14 protein-coding genes are annotated in these 18520 nt (G+C 41.9%); 7 read left to right on the forward strand and 7 right to left on the reverse strand.

Translation table 11 applies throughout. The features are described 5' to 3' along the window. Positions 1–77 precede the first annotated feature (77 nt). From N7U62_RS14985 to N7U62_RS14995, 3 genes are all read right to left on the reverse strand, one after another. On the reverse strand, positions 78–1484 hold the full coding sequence (locus N7U62_RS14985; RefSeq protein ID WP_264138808.1) for a dicarboxylate/amino acid:cation symporter: 1407 nt from the start codon (positions 1482–1484) through the stop codon (positions 78–80). A gap of 121 nt (positions 1485–1605) precedes the next feature. Beyond that, the gene (aroC, locus tag N7U62_RS14990) at positions 1606–2682 is read right to left on the reverse strand and encodes a chorismate synthase (RefSeq protein WP_264138809.1); all 1077 of its coding nucleotides are present in this window, start codon (positions 2680–2682) and stop codon (positions 1606–1608) included. Between the two features lie 76 nt (positions 2683–2758). Next, positions 2759–4207 carry a BatD family protein gene (locus tag N7U62_RS14995; protein ID WP_264138810.1) on the reverse strand — a complete coding sequence of 483 codons (1449 nt, stop codon included), beginning with the start codon at positions 4205–4207 and terminating at the stop codon, positions 2759–2761. A 384-nt stretch (positions 4208–4591) separates the two neighbouring features. Between N7U62_RS14995 and N7U62_RS15005 the strand changes: the two genes are divergently transcribed. Then, positions 4592–6208, forward strand: a complete 1617-nt coding sequence (locus N7U62_RS15005; RefSeq protein ID WP_264138812.1) for a mechanosensitive ion channel family protein — start codon at positions 4592–4594, stop codon at positions 6206–6208. Here the strand turns inward: N7U62_RS15005 and N7U62_RS15010 are convergent. Then, entirely contained in the window at positions 6192–6860 is a 669-nt protein-coding gene (locus tag N7U62_RS15010) for a TVP38/TMEM64 family protein (RefSeq protein ID WP_264138813.1), read from the reverse strand. The genes N7U62_RS15005 and N7U62_RS15010 overlap by 17 nt on opposite strands. Positions 6861–6961: 101 nt before the next feature. On the opposite strand from N7U62_RS15010, the gene N7U62_RS15015 reads away from it, so the two are divergent. The 6 genes from N7U62_RS15015 (at position 6962) to N7U62_RS15040 (ending at position 15134) form a co-directional block, all read left to right on the forward strand. Continuing rightward, a complete protein-coding gene (locus tag N7U62_RS15015) occupies positions 6962–8125 on the forward strand; it encodes a cystathionine gamma-synthase (protein WP_264140440.1) in 1164 nt (387 codons plus the stop codon). Positions 8126–8134: 9 nt separating this feature from the next. Next, complete coding sequence (locus tag N7U62_RS15020; RefSeq protein WP_264138814.1) at positions 8135–9085, forward strand: methylenetetrahydrofolate reductase; 951 nt, start codon at positions 8135–8137, stop codon at positions 9083–9085. A gap of 183 nt (positions 9086–9268) precedes the next feature. Further along, entirely contained in the window at positions 9269–10030 is a 762-nt protein-coding gene (locus N7U62_RS15025) for a phenylalanine 4-monooxygenase (RefSeq protein WP_264138815.1), read from the forward strand. Positions 10031–10132: 102 nt separating this feature from the next. Beyond that, positions 10133–12598 (forward strand): ATP-binding protein, encoded by a 2466-nt coding sequence (locus tag N7U62_RS15030; RefSeq protein ID WP_264138816.1) that lies wholly within the window; start codon positions 10133–10135, stop codon positions 12596–12598. Between the two features lie 11 nt (positions 12599–12609). Further along, positions 12610–13947, forward strand: a complete 1338-nt coding sequence (locus tag N7U62_RS15035) for a sigma-54-dependent transcriptional regulator (protein ID WP_264138817.1) — start codon at positions 12610–12612, stop codon at positions 13945–13947. A 284-nt stretch (positions 13948–14231) separates the two neighbouring features. Further along, positions 14232–15134 (forward strand): Cbp1 family collagen-binding glycoprotein adhesin, encoded by a 903-nt coding sequence (locus tag N7U62_RS15040; RefSeq protein WP_264138818.1) that lies wholly within the window; start codon positions 14232–14234, stop codon positions 15132–15134. Positions 15135–15400: 266 nt separating this feature from the next. Here N7U62_RS15040 and floA read toward each other — a convergent pair whose 3' ends face one another. From floA to proS, 3 genes are all read right to left on the reverse strand, one after another. Next, the gene (floA, locus tag N7U62_RS15045; RefSeq protein ID WP_264138819.1) at positions 15401–16396 is read right to left on the reverse strand and encodes a flotillin-like protein FloA; all 996 of its coding nucleotides are present in this window, start codon (positions 16394–16396) and stop codon (positions 15401–15403) included. Positions 16397–16398: 2 nt separating this feature from the next. After that, positions 16399–16872: an NfeD family protein gene (locus tag N7U62_RS15050; protein ID WP_264138820.1), complete on the reverse strand. Its 474-nt coding sequence runs from the start codon at positions 16870–16872 to the stop codon at positions 16399–16401. A 75-nt stretch (positions 16873–16947) separates the two neighbouring features. Further along, complete coding sequence (proS, locus tag N7U62_RS15055) at positions 16948–18432, reverse strand: proline--tRNA ligase (protein WP_264138821.1); 1485 nt, start codon at positions 18430–18432, stop codon at positions 16948–16950. Positions 18433–18520: the final 88 nt, after the last annotated feature.

The raw sequence follows: 18520 nt of genomic DNA on the forward strand, positions 1-18520 counted from the left end.
TTACAAAAATAATGATTCTATCGTTCTCAATTAAGACGATGAGTTATGTTTCCTTGTTGTGTCGCTTATCAGTATTCTCAGGAATATTTTTCCAGCTCGCCTTCAGATTTCGCAATCAGCGTACAAACGGTCGCATCTCCAGTTACATTCACCACTGTGCGGCACATATCCAGGATCCTATCCACTGGGAAAATGATGGCTACCCAGGCAGGGTTCAAGCCCACAGACTGCAAAACGATGATCATCATGACCAATCCCGCACTAGGCGTAGCAGCTGCCCCGATAGAAGCCAAAGTAGCTGTCAACACAATCGTCAACTGCTGTCCGAGTGTCAAGTCCACCATATGCAGCTGAGCCAAAAACACAACCGCTACAGCTTGATAGAGACTTGTACCGTCCATATTTACAGTTGCACCGATAGGCAATACAAAACTAGTGACATTGCGAGGTACACCCATGTTTTCTTCCACGCACTCCATGGTTACAGGCAGGGTAGCCGCACTAGAACTGGTAGAAAAAGCCAAAAACTGAGCCGGGCTGATATTCTTGAAAAGCTCCTTGTAGCTGATTTTCTGCACAAATAACTTCAACAACACAGGATAGAAGACAAATACCATAAAGGCCAACCCTACGAATAGCGTAACCGAGTAAGATCCCAGGCCTAAGAATATCTCCAATACTTCTTTTGGAGTATCTGCCATTTTCGCAATTACCCCAGCCAGGAGCGCAAAAACAAAAACAGGAGCGGCCTGCATGACCATCTCTACCATTTTCAGAAAGATGGCATTTAGCCCTTCTATAAAATCTACTACAGGCTGGGACTTTTCCCTTGGGATCACCACGATAGTGATTCCAAAAAAGATGGCAAAGAAGATCACTTGCAGCATCAGCTTATTATCGGATATCGATTTGACAATGTTCTCAGGCACCATCTCTACGATAAACTGAAGTGGGCTGGCATCTTTTTGTTGCTGAGCCAATTTCATCTTCTGTTCTACCTCTTTCAGATCCTTCTCAGCAATCTGCACATTCATCGCATCCGACAAAAGATGTTTATTCTCAGGGAGATTAATAAACCATTCCCCATCCTTTGGTTTCATCCCATTGTCCTTGAGCCAAACCTCATAGGCTACACGGTTTTTCAAGCGCTGGTCATCGTCCATAAAGGTCCCTGGTTTGACAAGGTTGACCAATACCAAACCAATCCCCACTGCGACTACCGTAGTTACCAGATAAGCCCCCAGGGTCTTACCTCCAAGCCTTCCCAATTTAGACACGTCACTAAGTCCTGCTACCCCACTGATAATGGAAAAAAGCACTAGAGGTACAGCAATAAATTTAAGCAGTCGGATAAAAATGGTACCGAACGGATCTATCCAGGTGATGGTAAATTCATTCCAACCAAGAGCACTTGAAATCAAGGCCCAAATGATACCGGCCACCAGACCGAGTATAATCTTGACGTGTAGAGGTAATTTTTTCATTTTGGGGTTTTGCTATAAACTAAGCGGAAACTTAACAAATTAAGTTTCCGCTTAGTAATCATGTTGTTAAAAATTCCATCAATGGGCCCTGTTGAGGACCTATGGCAGGTTGATAAGCTCGCTACAGCTTCGTTGTTTTATTCAAAAGATAGAAGTCCAAAATCGTCAGGGCTGCCATGGCTTCTACAATTGGCACTGCTCTAGGAACAACACATGGGTCATGTCGACCTTTGCCTGAGACCGTCACGGTGTTGCCATCTTTATCCACAGAATCCTGATCTCTCATGATGGTAGCCACTGGCTTGAAGGCCACATTGAAATAGATGTCTTCACCATTAGATATACCCCCTTGAATTCCTCCAGAAAGATTGGTCAGGGTTTTGATCTTACCATCCTTGTTTTCAAACTTATCATTGTGCTCCGAACCTTTCATTTTGGCTCCTTCGAAACCACTGCCGTACTCAAATCCCTTAACAGCATTGATCCCTAACATAGCCGCACCTAATCGGGCATGCAACTTGTCAAACACAGGCTCGCCCAATCCTACTGGCGTACCCTTGATCACACAACTAACTACTCCGCCGATGGTATCCCCTTGCTTTCTGATGTTGTTGATCAATTCGATCATTTGATTCGCCACTTCGGTATCAGGGCATCTTACGATATTGCTTTCCGTCAGGCTAAAATCTAGCTCAGTGTGAGATTTCTCAGTTTTAATATCACCAGCCTGACTTACATAGCCAAATATCTCTATGTCCAGCTGCTTCAATGCCAGTTTGGCAATCGCTCCTGCAGCCACTCGGGCAGCTGTCTCGCGAGCAGAGCTACGCCCTCCGCCTCTATAGTCACGAATACCGTATTTTTCCTGATAGGTATAGTCTGCATGAGAAGGACGAAAAGAATCGGCGATATGCGAATAATCTTTACTTTTCTGATCAGTATTAAAGATCACCATCGACAAGGGGGTACCAGTCGTCTTACCTTCGAAAATACCACTTAGGATTTCGAATTCGTCTGGCTCCTTGCGCTGTGTAGTGATTTTAGATTGTCCCGGCTTTCTTCGGGTCAATTCAGATTGGATGAATTCCATATCGACTTCTATCCCTGCAGGACATCCATCTATAGTCACGCCTAATCCTCTTCCGTGCGATTCTCCAAATGTGGTGATCTTAAATGCAGATCCAAATGAATTGCTCATTTATTAATGTTTAGTCTATCGAGGGCTTCCGCCGCTCGTATTAGTGAAGTGGGATGTTGTTTTGGTCTTTCCGAATCTATTTTTTGAACATGATAGCAACGGTGAGTCCAATGAGCGCAAAAATAATAACATTGATGACAGTACGCAGGTTTTTGCGACTATCTAACGACACTAGTGAATTATTCTCCATAATCATGGTGTCATAAAAGCTCCCCATGTCATTGGACATGATCGATTCGTTCTTTTTACTCTCCCCAGTTACATTCAGTTTCACCTCAGATTTTAGCGTATCATATTTTTCGGTTCGAGTATTGAAGTAAATCCAATTGAAATACTCGCCCATGTCAAAAGTGCCCGGCTCATTAGGGATTCCATAAAAACTAAAAGACTTTCTACCTCTGACTTTCCCGTTGCTGCGACTGATATCCTGCTTTACATTGGGAGGAAAGAGGTCAAAATTTTCGTCGCTGTTCAACTCTATGTCATTGATTCCAGAAATATTCCCCTCACCTACTATGCTAAATTCATAGTTAAAACTATTGCCAGTCTGTAGTTGATCAGAGCTGATGCGCTCCTCCAGGCGATAGTCCCCGACAGCCACTCTTTCTTTCAGCGGGTGGTCAGGCATTTCTTTGATTGTGACTTTTTTAGGTTTGGAATTAAAAGTCACCAATTCCTCTTTCTTATTTCTCCCGAAAAATGTCCGCTGCTTGGCCACCTGATACTTAATGATCTCCAAACCTACTTTAGGGATTTCAATGGTCTCATTGTTGAGTGGATAGAAAGTTGCCTGATAAATTTTGAACTGGTTGTACTTCTCCCCATTGATGGTGACAGGCTCTCCTGTGATACTCTCTATGTTAAAATTCTCCTCCCAGCAATTTTCTGGTTTGATCTTCTTGATGATATCCTCTAACTGCTCCCCCAGATTGTGAAAACGCATCTCTGCACGGTTGTCATGAGATACATAAAAGGCTAAAGTCATGGTAAATCCCTCTCCTGGATAGACAGAAGATTTGTCAGTAGTAAGGGCAAGGAAAGCGTCCGCCTCCACATCTACAAATTCCTGAGGCTGGTTATTATTTCTTCTACCAAAGAAGTCTTCAAAAGGATCATAACCATACTGGCCATTGTTGCGAGACTGCTGCTGAGCAGCTGGGCCCACTTTTATTCTTTTGCCTGGAGAGGAATACGTCTTGCCATTCACTGTAATCTCAAATGGAGGCAAAGTAAATGTACCCTCTTGTGTCGGCAGATAGTTTTGAATGATGCTCTGCGTGGAGCTCCTCACACCATTGATAAAATTGGTAGAGGAAGAGGAAGAGGTCCCTCTTTTTTGAAAGCCCTCAATTTCCGGAAAACCACTGTAACTCTGTAATCTGGCATTTTCAACTCTAATGCTTACAGTAAAGAGCTGATTGAGCGCAATCTCGTCCGGTCCCAGCTCTATTGTCACCTGCTGGGCCCAACTTTGAGTGACGCTCAGTGCACATAGATATATGACAGCAAATATGATTTTTCTCATGGCCTAAATCAATTGACAAATTGCAAATCTAATTATATCTCATTATATTCATTCCCCGATAAAAACAAACAGTAAACGTACTGTCTATTTTGATCAGCACTAAACCAAAATTACATGTTAGAGTACTCTAAAACGATTCTGTCTAAAGTAAGTTTTGACAGATTATTGTTCGAAAAGGAACTAGCCAAGGCCATTCGGCTCGTTGGCGAACATTTAGAAGCGTTGAAAGCATGGTGCTATGAAACATTCAGCCAGCTTTATCCAAAGATTCTTGACAGACAATTTAAATTTTCTCACTAATCAAAAGCCACTTAGTTGTGGCTTTTTTAATGGGTGGAGCGAGGATTATTTTTAGTTTTGCATCAGCAAAAAAACTGATCCAAAATGCGAAAGATACTTTTCTTAGTCCTTCTATTTTCTCCTTTTTTCTCTAATGCGCTAGAGGTAGAAAAAGACACCATCACCTCAAGGCTAGAATCCCCCTATGAGGCACTACAAACTTTCGTAAGCAACACCAAGGCCAATGAACCCAATCTAGCAGCAGCCTCTATTATCTTCAATGATCCCCAACTCAGCACAGATGAAAAAATAGAGTACGTCAAAAAATTTGAGCAAATCATGGAAGGGGCCGGAATCTTCATCTTCTTTGATGATGTACCGAAAACCAAAGACTACTTTGATTCTCTCTCCAACGAGCACAGATATGTAATCAATAGTCGATACCCTGAGATCTACCTTCAAAGAAAAAGAGGAAGATGGCAGTTTCAACCAGAGGTAATCTCTGAAATGGATACCATTCACAAAGAAATTTTTCGTTTCGGAACCGATTTTCTTTTGAGCCCAGAGAAAAAAGAAAGTTGGTTTGGAGCCAAAATATTTGGGATGGAATTATGGCAAATCATTGGAATCGTGATCATCATTCTCATCAGTCTTCTGATTCGATACATATTTTCCATTGTATTTGAAAAGATTTTCATCCGCCTTCTTGACCGATTCAAACAAAAACAAATTGGAAGTAAATACCTCCTCCCTATTACCAAACCTATAGGAATGATATGTGTTTTCATATTCATCAGTTTGGTATACCCAGTGTTGCAAATGCATGAAATGGTAGGGTATTACGTAACCATGGCACTCAAGGCGCTGATTCCCTTGTATGCTATGATCTCGGTTTACCGATTGGTCAATATCCTGGAGATGTATCTCACCCGCCTGGTCAATAAGACAGAAAGCAAGCTGGACGATCAGTTGGTACCTCTGTTGAAAAAGGTCCTTCGCCTGATCGTGGTGATCATTGGCGTATTGGTGATCCTGGACAATATGAATGTGCCAATACTACCGCTGTTGACTGGTCTATCCATTGGTGGTTTGGCTTTTGCTTTGGCCGCTCAGGACACCATCAAAAATTTCTTTGGGTCCATGATGATCTTCATTGACAAGCCATTTCAGATAGGTGATTGGATCGTATCGGATGGTATCGATGGTATGGTAGAAGAGGTCGGGTTCAGATCTACTCGCATCCGAACCTTTCGAAATTCATTGATATCTGTTCCCAATGGACAGCTGGCAGATCAAACCATTGACAATAATGGTTTGCGCCAATTCCGAAGATTCAAGAGTACCCTTTCCATTAAATATGATACCCCTCCAGAAAGGATCGAAGTATTTGTAGAAGGTTTGAGAGAAATATTGATGAGACATCCCAATACAAACAAGGAGAATTATGAGATCCACTTAAATGAAATGGGAGCTTCGTCTTTAGATGTTTTATTTTATATCTTTTTTCATGCGCCTACCTGGTCTGCCGAATTGAAATTCCGTCAGGAGATAATACTAGAGATTCTGAAATTAGCGAGAGAATTAGGTGTACATTTTGCCTTCCCTACTCAGACTCTACATATCGAAGACCTGCCTGGGCAGCAGAGTTTATCTCCCAACTATACATGGACCAAAGAGGAGCTAAGAGCCAAAAAAGACAAGTATTTCAACCCCGAGGCTTGATCAATCTATAGAGCAAATAAATTCCTAACACAGAGAGGGCAATCATCCAAAATTGCCCTTCTTTGTTTTGAATCGCCTCAGAAAAATACTGGGCCTGACTTCCCACCCAAATAAAGAAAACAGTTCTTGGCAGCATGCCAATCAAACCAGCCCAAAAGAAAGGTGCCAGACGGATTCTGGATACTGATAAAACCACATTCATTAAGGCAAATGGCAGAGCTGGAGAGATTCTAGACAAAAAAGTAGTGCTCCATTGCTTTCGTTCCACGTTGTAAAAATATCTACGCGATTTTGGATAGTAGTTTTCAATCCCAGAGATAAATCCTTCACTTAACCTACCTGCAAAAAAATACCCCAACAGGGAAGCCAGTTGGTAGGAAACGACCACCATCGGCAGACTCTCCCATCCCAGAAAATAACCACTCACTATAGCCACATAGGTAGTAGGGGTCACAGCAAAGGTCATGGTAAGCATGGACAGCACATAAAACAGGCCCCACTGCCACCCATTGAAAGCTAAAATCTCCTCTTCGAGTGATATAAAAATATAAGTAGCCGTAAGTGAACTGGCGATGGGTATTATTGCCATCCAGAGCATGAGCAAGCCCATGTTCTTTTGTTCATTGATTAAGGATAAAAACTTCGATTGCATCAAGTCATAATTGAAATGCTGAAAAGTATCGCGAATATCCTATATTGATTACTTTTGTTCGACAATGTTCCCAAAAACATTATTATTTTCAATCAGCATTTATCGAAAGCCAAAACCCAACTCACATGAAATTTGGTACCAAAGCTATTCATAAGGGTGTAGAACCTGACCCAACTACTGGAGCCATTATGACTCCTATATACCAAACCTCGACCTATGCCCAACCATCCCCAGGCAAGCACAAAGGGTATGAATACTCCAGAACACAAAACCCAACTCGCGATGCATTGCAAACCAACCTTGCTTCGTTAGAAAACGCAGCCCATGGTTTGGTTTTCAGCAGCGGAATGGGAGCTATAGATGCAGTCCTAAAACTACTAAAACCTGGAGACGAAGTATTAAGCTCCAACGACTTGTATGGAGGTACCTATCGGATATTTACAGAAATCTATCAGGACTTTGGTATTAAGTTCAAGTTCGTGGATATGCATGAATTGAATCGGATCTCCGAGCATTTCAACGACAACACCAAAATGGTCTGGATCGAAACTCCATCTAACCCAATGATGAACATCATTGACATCAGGGGACTGGCTGGAGTTTGCAAAAAGTTCGGAGCATTGTTTTGTGTGGACAATACCTTCGCCACTCCTTTTCTCCAGACCCCTCTAGATCTGGGAGCGGATATCGTGATGCACTCTGTGACCAAATATATCTCGGGTCACTCGGATGTGGTGATGGGTGCTTTGATGATGAACAAAGACGACCTGAAAGATAAATTGGCTTTTATTCAAAATGCCAGCGGAGCTGTGGCTGGTCCTCAAGATTGTTTTCTGGTTTTACGTGGAGTTAAAACGCTACATGTCCGAATGCAGCGACACTGCGAAAACGGTAGACGTATAGCGCATTTTTTAAAGTCCCACCCGAAGGTGGACAAGGTCTATTGGCCGGGGTTTGATCACCACCCTAATCACAACATCGCAAAAAAGCAGATGAGTGATTTTGGAGGTATGATATCTTTTGTCTTAAAGGATGACAAACTAGAAAGCGCCATTCAGATGATGGAGCGACTTGAGTTATTTACATTGGCCGAATCGCTCGGCGGTATAGAATCATTGGTTGGACACCCAGCCAGTATGACGCACGCCAGCATCCCCAGAGAAGAAAGATTAAAATCTGGGTTAAAAGATTCATTGATTCGCCTGAGCGTTGGAATCGAAGATGCCGAAGACCTGGTCTCGGATCTCGAAAAAGCACTCGGCTAGTACTATTATATGCTTAAAGAAAGAATTCTTAACAGGGAAGGTCACTACCTCTTTTATGGACTGACGCCTCCTAAATACACTGAAGATACTGACAAAATCAGAACCATTGCCGAAAAGCAAATGGATCGCCTGAAAGATGTGGCCCTGGATGCTTTAGTGCTTTATGACATCCAGGACGAATCCTCTCGTACGGATATGCCCAGGCCTTTTCCTTTTATGCAGACTATGGATCCGGGAATCTACAGCTCTCAATACCTGAATAAGCTAGAAATACCAAAGATCGTTTATAAGAGTGTGGGCAAATTCAGTGAAAGCACATTCAAGGAATGGCTTGCCAACAACCCAAATGACCTCAAGTATTCGGTGTTTGTTGGATCTCCATCCTCCCGAGAAAAGGGACTTACTCTGGGAGAAGCCTACAAGACCAAAAAAAGCACAGAAGTAGACCTATTAATTGGTGGAGTCACTATACCTGAGCGCCACTTCAAAAAACAAGACGAACACATCCGTGTATCCAGAAAAATAAGAAACGGCTGTAGTTTCTTCATCTCGCAGTGTGTGTACAGTACGGACAACGCTAAAGATTTTTTGTCTGACTATTATTATTACTTCAAAGAGAAGAAGAAGCCTATGGCTCCTATCATCTTCACGTTGACTCCTTGTGGATCGCTGAAGACCCTTCAGTTTATGGAATGGCTAGGCATACACATCCCTCGTTGGCTTAAGAATGACCTGAAGCATTCTGAAAACATCCTGGGTCGATCCATGGATATTTGTAAATCTGTTGCCAAGGAACTTTTGGAGTTTAGCAGAGTAAAAGGGATACCTATTGGATTCAATATCGAAAGTGTGGCTATCAGAAAGGCAGAGATAGATGCTTCTATAGAGCTACTGAGGGAAGTGCAGTTGATGCAACGTGCCTCTGCCCTGAAAAATCAACTTTTGAAAGAAGTAGAATAATCTTACAGATTCTCCCCATTTAGAATAGGTTAATTCTTAACACGTCGTTTATTAGGGTGACATTTGCTTTTTATTGGAAGATTCCAATTAAATTTCACAAGCAACATCGGCAGTAAATCAATCTCCAGCTTATTGAAGCTTAGATTGGCTCATCTGCAAGATTTAACCCAAAATGAAAGATTAATGTTGGAGAATAGAACCCCATATGAGTTCCCGACCGAAGCGATGCGTCAGGAATATGACAGCTATACTGAAGAGCACTTTGAGGTATGGCGACTGCTATACGAAAAGCAAATGGATGTGCTCAAAAACAGAGCTTCAGAAGCCTATTTTGAAGGATTGAAGGTATGTGGATTTACGGCCAACAAAATCCCAGTTTTGGATCATGTCAACGAAAATTTGATGGCAGCCACGGGTTGGCAATTATATGTAGTGCCGGGACTGATTGCAGACAAGCCATTCTTCGAATTTCTCCACAACAAACATTTTCCCGTGACTACCTGGCTCAGAAAATTGGAGCAATTGGAATACCTGGAAGAACCCGATATGTTTCATGATGTATTTGGCCATGTACCACTGCTAAGCAACCCTCATTTTAGTGAATTCATGAAAGGCCTGGCTGCCATTTCGCTCAAGCACATCAATAATCCTGATGCCATTGAACTCATGAGTCGACTCTATTGGTTTACGGTCGAATTTGGTTTGATCAAAGAAAACAACCAAATCAAAATCTACGGTGCTGGTATCGCCTCTTCCCCCGGAGAATCGGTTTATTCCATCGAAGACCCCAATGTGCCAAGGATACCCTATGACGTGAAAACCATATTACAAACTCCTTTTTACAAGCACGATTTTCAAAAACAGTATTTTGTGATAGATAGCTACGAGCAGCTATTCGACAGTCTCGACGAACTGGATCGATGCATTGAAGAAATGGCCAATTAGATAATCTGGCACAATACAATTCAAAAATCGTGGCAGGGGTTGGCAAAGTCGGTATACTATTCGTATCTATGACAGTTCAAACTTGATAGATTTGCCGCGATTTTGAAGAAATCTTACTACCCATATTTCCTTAGTGCATCTCTGCTGCTGGTGATTGTAGGTGCATCTGTGATTGGATATTTTGCCTATCGCAACCTGAATCATATTGTCAGTACGCTCGAAGAGGAAGTGAAACCCAACATGGATTTGATCCTTTTGGGAGAGCTATCTATCTCATTAGAAGAGATGGAAAACGCTATCGAAGGATTTGTTTTCGATCATGACTCCACATACATGGATGTCTTTGGCCAAAGCATGCGTCAAAGTATCAAAGGAGTAGATCAACTCAAAAAAAGAAGTTCAGACCCCCATCTGCTTAATCAACTAGATGAGCTTCAAAACTTGATCCTGGATAAAGCAACCTTACTGAAACAAGCGTCAGAGCTTAACCCTATTTCAATGAGTGAAGCGATGGAGGGGATCAAAAAAATCAGCAAAGAGCAGAAACCCAAGAGCACAGCAGAGAAAGCAAACATAAAACCATCAATATCTCAAGATACCTCAAATGAGAAAGCTGACGAAAACGAAAAAAAAGAAAGCTTTTGGTCCAGACTTTTGGGTAAAAAGAAGGAAGAAGAAAATGAAGAAATAACAGAAGCAACAACAACTAATACTACCGAGGAAGCCAATTCTGATGAGGATGCTAGATTCTGGGAGGATATAAATAACCAGTTGGATTCCATAGCCAGAAACGCCGAAAAAGAGGCCTACAATCAGAAAATGAAAGAGTACACGCTCTATCAAGATCATCTGGAAGTCGACAAACAAATCACCGCTGCTATTAACGAAATTGAAAATTATCAAGTAGATCGTATCAAGCAAATGGCTAAATATGCGGAAGACAGAGCTCGATTTACCAATCGCTATATTTCGATCTTTAGCGTCATGGCGAGCATCATTCTTTTGATGTCACTAGTCGTCTTGTTCATCTATATGGTACGATCCAGAAAGTATCAGGAGGTATTGTCTCAAGCCAGGCAAAGCGCATTAAACACGGCCAAAGAAAAAGAACAATTTCTGGCGAATATGAGCCACGAAATCCGTACACCCATGAACGCTATAGCAGGCTTCTCTCAGGTTCTTTTGCAGGGTCAACTAACAGACCAACAGCAAAACCAGGTGGGAATAATTAAAAAATCCTCTGACCACCTTCTTTACATTCTCAATGATATCTTAGACTTCACTAAAATCCAATCAGGAAATTTCAAACTAGAAACTGAAGCCTTTGTCCCAGAAACAGTAATTCAGGAAACCTTAGACCTGCTACTACCCAAGGCCCACGAGAAAGGTCTATACCTGAAAGCCAATAATACAGACACCTCTAGCCCTGTGTCCGGCGACCCCTATCGATTGAAACAAATTTTACTCAATCTGGTATTCAACGCCATCAAATTCACAGAAAAAGGCGGAATCACAATTGACGCAAAGTGGATTCAAGAAAATAAGGTCTTGCAGTTTTCTGTGACTGACACAGGTATTGGTATCCCAAAAGAAAAACAAGCCAGCATTTTCAGTGAATTTGAGCAGGTAAGTGCCAGCGACCGAATGACTGGTACGGGTTTAGGCCTGGCCATTTCCAAAAAATTAATTGACCTTCAGAAAGGTCAAATTTCACTTACAAGTCGACCCGGGCATGGGACTTCCTTTTCTATCGCAATACCTTACCAAGAAGCTGAAACAGAAGGTTTACAGAAAAAAAATGATACCCGGCAGCAATTCAACTTAGCAGGCCTTCACATTCTAATCGCCGATGACGAGTTGTTCAATAGAAAACTCTTGCAAACGATCCTTGATGGGCAAAACATCACATTTGAAGAGACCGTGGACGGCCAAACGACCTACGACTTACTCAATCAAAAACCTTTTGACCTAATCCTACTAGACTTTAGGATGCCAAAATTAAGCGGGCCCCAAATCTCCAAAAAAATCAAAAGTGAAGAGGGCTTAAATCAATCTACCCCTATCATCGGTTTGACCGCCACAGTATCAGATGAAGATATATTGGAAGCAAAGAATAGTGGAATTGATCACATATTAAGAAAACCATTTGATACACAAGACCTGATCCAACTGATCGCCAAGTGCACAAACAGAAAGGTTAATACAGATAAAAGCCCAGCTGATTCCATTCAGGACTTTTCCCTGGAAAATCTCAAAAAAATGGGAGATGACGATTTTGTTTTTGACATGGTCGAAACGTTTGTAGACAGCTCCAGGGACAACCTGGCAGCATGGAAAATAGCCGTAGAGGAGGAGAACTGGGAAAAAGCTGCGGATATTCTGCATAAAATTATTGCGCCCGCCAGACATTTCGGCGTACCTGAATTAGTCAAAAAACTAAAGAACTCCGAGATAGCTGCAAGAAAAGGGGAGGCCATACCAATCATGTTACAAGAAGACATCGAGAATCAGATTCGATCCCTAATTGATTCGCTTCAACTATATTTACGCGATTGCAAAACCATATGACAGATCGGGAAATGAAGGTATTCGTAGTAGAGGATGACCCCTGGTACAGTAAGTTATTGACGCACACGCTACAACTGAATCAAAATTTTGAAGTGACAACCTTTGGAGACGGAAAATCTCTATTGGAACACTTGAAAGAAGGTCCTGATTTAGTCACACTAGATTTTCGCCTTCCGGACTATACAGGTGCCGAAATCTTTGAAAAAATTAAATCTTTCAATTCCAATATTGAAGTTGTCATAATATCCGAGCAACAGGATATCGACACAGCCATCAACTTCCTGAAGAAGGGAGCCTTTGACTATTTGACCAAAAGTGAGGACATCCGAGATCGATTGATTCATGTGATCAACCAGTTGCAAAAAAATAAAGATCTGGTTCAAAAGGTAGAAACCCTGCAACAAGAGGTGGCGACCAAATACGATTTTCAATCCAGCATCATCGGCCATAGCCCCGAAATGAAAAAGGTGTTTCGATTGATTGAAAAAGCTCTCCCTACTAATCTGACAGTTACCATCTCTGGTGAAACCGGAACAGGAAAGGAAGTAGTGGCTAAAACCATCCACTATAGTAGTGCTCGAGCCAAAGAACCTTTCGTCCCTGTCAACATGGGTGCCATCCCAAAGGATCTTGCTGAAAGTGAATTGTTCGGGCATGAAAAAGGAGCCTTTACGGGCGCAGCAGAACGGCGCATTGGCAAATTTGAACAAGCCAAAAATGGAACCCTGTTTCTAGACGAGATTGGCGAAATGGATATTTCGCTACAAGCCAAATTGCTAAGAGCCCTGCAGGAAAAAGAAATCACAAGACTAGGAGGTAACGAAACGATCAAGGTAAATAGCAGAGTAATAGTCGCCACCCACAGAAACCTTCAGGAAGAAATTAAAAAAGGGAATTTCAGAGAAGATCTCTACTACCGTTTATTTGGATTGCCTATATCTCTGCCTCCACTAAGAGAACGAGATAAAGATGTCATCATTTTAGCTAAGCACTTTGCCTCTAGTTTTGCCAAAGAGAACCAACAACCAGAAAAGTCACTAAGCAAAGCAGCCCAACAAAAATTACTCAGCTATAGTTATCCAGGTAATATTCGCGAATTAAAATCAGTGATAGAGCTCGCCATGGTGCTATCCGATCAGGACGAAATATTACCTGAGGATATCACATTTGCGCAGAAAGATGTACTCCCAGATGTACTGTCCGAAGAAATGACCATGAAAGAGTACCAGCTAAAAATCATCAAGCTATACCTCAAAAGACACGACGACAATATCAAAGTAGTTGCAGATAAGCTAGACATTGGTCAATCTACGATATATCGCCTCCTGAAAGAAAATCCCGTCTTATAAAGAGAGTCGTTTTCTCATTTTGAGAAAACACTCCACTCCCTATACATACTTAACTATCTGTATAAGTGCTATTTACATTTTTGGCACAGTAGTAGTCTTATGTCCATCGAACAATAACACCAGTCAACATGGAAAATACTTTTATTGAAATGATGGGGATATTCTACATATGGATGGGAGCTTTTGTTGTCTTACGTGCCTACGTAAAAATCAAAAAATCTCAAGATGAGAATCCCTTTATGATTTTTAATCAGGGACACAAAAACAAATAAGAAAGGTATATCATGAATGATAAATCATTAAAAATAACATTAATCGTAGCAGCCTTGGTAGTGACTGGCGGACTTTGCGCTCTTTTCTATACCATGGAGGAAGAAAAGACCCAATTGTCTGAGCAATCTTTTCAATTGGAAAAAGAATTAGCTGCACGTGATTCGGCCTACAATCAAATCATCTCTATCATGTATTCTGTTGAATCTAAAATAGAGCAGATCAAAGATAGAGAGCACCTGATATCTGACCTATCGGTAGGTGAAGTGAATCAGATGGATAAAATGCAACTATCAAAAGATCTTAACATGATCGATAGTTTGATCCTGGAAACTAATGACAAAGTAGCCAATCTGTCGAGCAGATTAGATCAAGCCTCTTTCAATCTCAAATCTTTCAAGAACAAGGTGAAAGACTTAACAAAAGAGCTTGAAGAAAGAAAATTATCGATGATCGCACTTAAGGAGGATCTCAATGCTAAAGATGTTCAAATCGTTGAATTGACTACAAATGTGAATTCTTTGAACGAAAAGGTAGAATCTCAAAATTCAACCATAGACATTCAAAGAAAGAAAATAGATCTGCAGGAGGAGCAGATGCACAAGGCTTACATGGCCATTGGCACTGAAAAAATCCTCCAGGAAGAAGGACTGGTAGTAAGAGAAGGTGGATTTCTGGGAATCGGGAAGATCACGGATATCAACAACCAGATGCCACAGGAAAAATTCGATGAAATTGACATTAGGACTACAACCAGTCTAGAGGTTGATTCCAAAAAAGTCAGTCTAATTACAGAGCACCCTCCTCACTCATATGAACTAGTGAAGGACGGGGACAAAATCAAATCAATTAAAATCACCAATCCAGAAGAGTTCTGGAAGATTTCAAAATATCTCGTAGTAGCTGTCAATAGCTAAACCTGCTGAATGGAACCTTTCCGGGCCTTGCCTCCCGGAGGGTTCCAATTTTTTCCATCCTGACCTACTTCCTCCCCTAAACAAAGAAACCGATTCGCTAGAGAATCGGAGTTTTAGGTCAGATACAAGATCTCAAAATCAGCTATGGGATTTGTCTGCACCAGTGACCTTTTGGTCCAACCTGTGCAGCGGGGTGTATGAAACCTCCAAAAAAAGGTCAGCGATCGCTGACCTTTTTGTATTTCTATCGATATTAAAAAGGGAGATTATTTATCCCCGCTCTTCTTTTTTCCGCCAGAAGATTTAGGCTTGGAAATGGACTCTCTCATCTCAGTATCCGCCTTGATGTTATCCATTTTATAATAATCCATGATTCCTAAATTACCCTGTCTGAAGGCTTCTGCCATTGCTTTTGGTATTTCTGCTTCTGCTTCGATTACTTTAGCTCTGGCTTCTTGTGCTTTTGCTTTCATTTCTTGCTCTACAGCTACCGCCATAGCTCTTCTTTCCTCCGCTTTAGCTTCAGCCACCTTCAAGTCAGCTGCTGCCTGATCAGTTTGAAGATCTGCTCCGATGTTTTTCCCAACATCCACATCTGCAATGTCAATGGAAAGGATCTCGAAAGCAGTACCTGCGTCCAAACCTCTTGAAAGCACCAGTTTTGAAATCTTATCCGGATTCTCCAGTACTTCCTTGTGGGTCTTGGCAGAACCAATTGAAGTTACGATGCCTTCACCTACTCTAGCCAGGATCGTGTCTTCACCAGCACCCCCTACCAATTGTTGGATGTTAGCTCTAACGGTAACTCTCGCCACCGCGATCAACTGAATCCCATCGGCAGCCACTGCGGCTACTCTAGGAGTGGTAATCACTTTAGGGTTTACTGAAATCTGTACCGCCTCGAATACATCTCTACCTGCCAAATCAATGGCAGTTGCCTGCTGAAAGCCAAGCAAAATATTTGCTTTATCGGCAGAGATCAAAGCCTTGATCACTGATGGAACATGGCCCCCAGCCAAATAATGTGTTTCTAATTCCGAAGTGGTCAATTTCAAGCCAGCTTTAGTCGCTGTGATCAATGAGTTCACGATCAAACTAGGAGGAACTTTTCGAATTCTCATCCCAATCAACTCTCCAATGGTCACGCGAACCTTATTGAAAAGCGCATTGATCCATAGACCGACTGGCACAAAATAAAAGAAAAGGAAAAAACCAACGATGCAAGCAATTGCGATGGCTATTGTCATAATATTCGTAGACATGATTAGTTTATTATGGGTTTCACATAGACTCTGGTTGAGTCCACTTTTATAATTTCTACTTGTGTGGAGGCATCTACATAGTCGCCTAGTGTAGTTACTTCATATTCTTTGTTATCAAATTCTGCTTTGCCGACAGGTCTCAGGGTTGATTTGGCCACTCCAGTCATCCCCACAGTCAATTGACTGGTCAAACCTTCATTGACTTTTCCTTCCATGGTTTGCTTCAGAGCAAAACGCTCCCAGTGACCTGCTTTGAAACTGTACACGACCAACCCTACTCCCGTGATGAGCGACACAGCCAATACGGTATGCCCAGTCCCACTTCCATACAGCTCATAGCTATGATAGATCCCATAGCCACTCAACAGAAAGCCACCAATTCCTACAATAGTAGTACCCGGAACAAAAATAATTTCGATGATGATGAGGCCGATACCTCCGAGGATAAGGGATATGATTATAATCCAGTCAGTCAATGTGGTGGTTTTAGTTGTGAGCCTAAGATACAGCCAATTAAGGTTGATTACCTAGGCTCACAAAGGAATTTTATATCAATAGGCCTTCGCAAATACTACGCGACCCTTAGAAGGCTTTCCAGAATAAATACATTTTCCTTCTTCGGCTTGCTGATCCAAAGGAATGCAACGAATGGTTGCCTTGGTTTCTCCTTTGATCTTTTCTTCAGTTTCAGTAGTGCCATCCCAGTGGGCATAGACAAAACCGCCTTCTTCGCTCTCGATAATCTTCTTAAACTCTTCGTAAGTATCGACTTGGAACGAACGCTCTTCTCTGAACTTGTGAGCCTTTTGATAGATGGTTTCTTGTATGTTGTCCAATAGATCTAAAATATGAGAAGCCAAACTATCGTCCAGATTCATCACCATTTTCTCAAGCAAGTCTCTCCTAGCAACTTCTACCGTACCATTTTCAAGATCTTTAGGCCCAATGGCAATTCTAACCGGTGTGCCTTTCAATTCATATTCGGCAAATTTCCAACCTGGCTTGTGAGTATCTCTATCATCATACTTGGAGCTAATGCCAAGCTTTTTCAAATCCTTTCTGATTTTCTCCGCCACTTCACTGATCTGCGCCAACTGCTCTTCATTTCTGAAGATTGGAACGATCACTACCTGGAAAGGAGCCAGTTTAGGAGGCAAAACCAAACCATTGTCATCAGAGTGCGCCATGATCAATGCCCCCATCAATCGGGTACTTACGCCCCAGGAGGTTCCCCAAACGTATTCCATCGCACCGCCTTCTTTATTGGCAAACTTCACATCAAAAGCCTTGGCAAAATTCTGCCCAAGGAAGTGAGAAGTTCCTGCCTGAAGTGCTTTCCCATCTTGCATCAAAGCTTCGATACAATAAGTATCCTCTGCGCCTGCGAATCGCTCGCTTTCCGTCTTTACTCCTTTCAATACAGGCACAGCCATGTATGTCTCCGCAAATTCGGCATAAACGTTCATCATCTGAACGGTCTCATCTATCGCTTCCTGCTTGGTTGCATGTGCAGTATGTCCTTCTTGCCATAGAAACTCAGCCGTTCTCAAAAACAGTCGAGTTCTCATCTCCCAGCGAACCACGTTGGCCCATTGGTTCACGAGTATTGGAAGATCTCTATAAGATTGAATCCAGTTTTTATAGGAGTTCCAGATCACGGTTTCTGAAGTAGGACGAACAATAAGTTCTTCTTCCAACTTAGCATCAGGATCTACCACTACTCCATTTCCATTCTCATCATTTTTCAACCTGTAGTGTGTCACCACTGCACACTCTTTTGCAAATCCCTCTACGTGATCGGCTTCTTTACTCAAGTATGATTTGGGGATGAAAAGTGGAAAATAAGCATTGCTATGGCCCGTCTCCTTGAACATCTCGTCTAGAGTTGCCTGCATTTTTTCCCAGATGGCATAGCCATAGGGCTTGATCACCATACAGCCCCTCACAGCTGAGTTTTCAGCTAAATCTGCTCTTTTCACTAATTCATTGTACCATAGCGAATAGTCTTCGCTTCTCTTTGGTAATCCTTTACTCATCTTGATTATTTCTTTGGTATGAAAATTGCTAAATTCCAAGTAGAATTATGCGGCAAATATAATTTCTTTGACGTATAATGTAATGAGA

It is taken from the genome of Reichenbachiella ulvae (genome assembly GCF_025833875.1).
Classification (GTDB): domain Bacteria; phylum Bacteroidota; class Bacteroidia; order Cytophagales; family Cyclobacteriaceae; genus Reichenbachiella; species Reichenbachiella ulvae.

What these genes read in the sequence shown, in the direction of transcription:
- N7U62_RS15025 (WP_264138815.1), top strand. Translation starts at nt 9,269, where the DNA reads ATGTTGGAGAATAGAACCCCATATGAGTTCCCGACCGAAGCGATGCGT.
- floA (WP_264138819.1), bottom strand. Translation starts at nt 16,396, where the DNA reads ATGTCTACGAATATTATGACAATAGCCATCGCAATTGCTTGCATCGTT.
- N7U62_RS15040 (WP_264138818.1), top strand. Translation starts at nt 14,232, where the DNA reads ATGAATGATAAATCATTAAAAATAACATTAATCGTAGCAGCCTTGGTA.
- N7U62_RS15020 (WP_264138814.1), top strand. Translation starts at nt 8,135, where the DNA reads ATGCTTAAAGAAAGAATTCTTAACAGGGAAGGTCACTACCTCTTTTAT.
- aroC (WP_264138809.1), bottom strand. Translation starts at nt 2,682, where the DNA reads ATGAGCAATTCATTTGGATCTGCATTTAAGATCACCACATTTGGAGAA.
- proS (WP_264138821.1), bottom strand. Translation starts at nt 18,432, where the DNA reads ATGAGTAAAGGATTACCAAAGAGAAGCGAAGACTATTCGCTATGGTAC.
- N7U62_RS15035 (WP_264138817.1), top strand. Translation starts at nt 12,610, where the DNA reads ATGAAGGTATTCGTAGTAGAGGATGACCCCTGGTACAGTAAGTTATTG.
- N7U62_RS15005 (WP_264138812.1), top strand. Translation starts at nt 4,592, where the DNA reads ATGCGAAAGATACTTTTCTTAGTCCTTCTATTTTCTCCTTTTTTCTCT.
- N7U62_RS14985 (WP_264138808.1), bottom strand. Translation starts at nt 1,484, where the DNA reads ATGAAAAAATTACCTCTACACGTCAAGATTATACTCGGTCTGGTGGCC.
- N7U62_RS14995 (WP_264138810.1), bottom strand. Translation starts at nt 4,207, where the DNA reads ATGAGAAAAATCATATTTGCTGTCATATATCTATGTGCACTGAGCGTC.
- N7U62_RS15010 (WP_264138813.1), bottom strand. Translation starts at nt 6,860, where the DNA reads ATGCAATCGAAGTTTTTATCCTTAATCAATGAACAAAAGAACATGGGC.